Here is a 1,155-nt window from a genome sequence, read left to right as displayed (position 1 = left end):
GATGTCTGGGATGTCTGGGATGTCTGGGATGTCTGGGATGTCTGGGATGTCTGGGATGTCTGGGATGTCTGGGATGTCTGGGATGTCTGGGATGTCTGGGATGGACCATGGCGCCATGGTCATGGACCACAGCCAGCATGGAACGATGCAGGGCAACGTCGCAAACTCCTTGAAGGTGCCGAGCAAGAAGGCCCGTCATGCGCGAACAGAGTACGGTCCAAGCACCGACATGCATGTCGATATGGCGCGGACAAACCTCGACGATCCCGGCATTGGGCTGCGCAACAATGGGCGACGCGTGCTGGTCCTGCAGGACATGCATACGATCGGCGGCCCCATGGACGCCCGCAGCCCGCAGCGCGAGGTGGAGTTGCATTTGACCGGCAACATGGAGCGCTACGCATGGTCGCTCGACGGCGTTGAGTTCGGCAAATCAACCCCCGTCCATTTCCGCTATGGGGAGCGTCTTCGCGTCATCCTTCACAACGATACGATGATGACGCACCCGATGCACATGCATGGGATGTGGAGCGAACTCGAGGCGCCGGACGGTACATTCTTGGCGCGCAGGCACACGATTCCGGTGCAGCCCGCGCAGCGCGTTAGCTTCCTTGTCACGGCTGACGCTCTGGGACGATGGGCTTGGCATTGCCATCTCATGCTGCATATGGATGCAGGTATGTTCCGTGAAGTGATCGTCGCCTAAGCCCGGATCGACAAGTCAAATGACCACGCATAAGCACGTTAAGACAGCATTGGCAGTTGCCTTGGCCGTTGTCGGCATCAACGCCGCGTCGGCACAGGAATCTACAGCTACCTACGACGCCATGGCGCCAAGCTCGGGCGCCAGCACTCGGCCGACTGCCCATGGCTCGATGCAGGGCATGGACCATGGCTCGAAGCAGGGCATGGACCATGGCTCGATGCAGGGTATGGACCATGGCTCGATGCAGGGTATGGACCATGGCTCGATGCAGGGTATGGACCAGGGCTCAATGCAGGGTATGGACCAGGGCTCAATGCAGGGTATGGACCAGGGCTCAATGCAGGGTATGGACCATGGCTCGATGCAGGGTATGGACCATGGCTCGATGCAGGGTATGGACCATGGCTCGATGCAGGGTATGGACCAGGGCTCAATGCAGGGTATGGACC

1 protein-coding gene and 1 pseudogene are annotated in these 1,155 nt (G+C 59.8%); both read left to right on the top strand.

What is annotated here, in order from left to right:
- Nucleotides 1-706, top strand: a 706-nt coding sequence (locus R2N11_RS26345; protein WP_280818574.1) for a multicopper oxidase domain-containing protein, incomplete at its 5' end; no start/stop codon positions are given.
- A 19-nt stretch (nt 707-725) separates the two neighbouring features.
- Nucleotides 726-1,155 (top strand): annotated as a pseudogene (locus R2N11_RS26340) (copper resistance protein B); the annotation flags it as partial.

Source organism: Ralstonia flaminis (assembly GCF_958415495.1).
In the GTDB taxonomy this organism is placed as follows: domain Bacteria; phylum Pseudomonadota; class Gammaproteobacteria; order Burkholderiales; family Burkholderiaceae; genus Ralstonia; species Ralstonia flaminis.
This window is presented reverse-complemented; position numbering and strand designations above follow the sequence as displayed.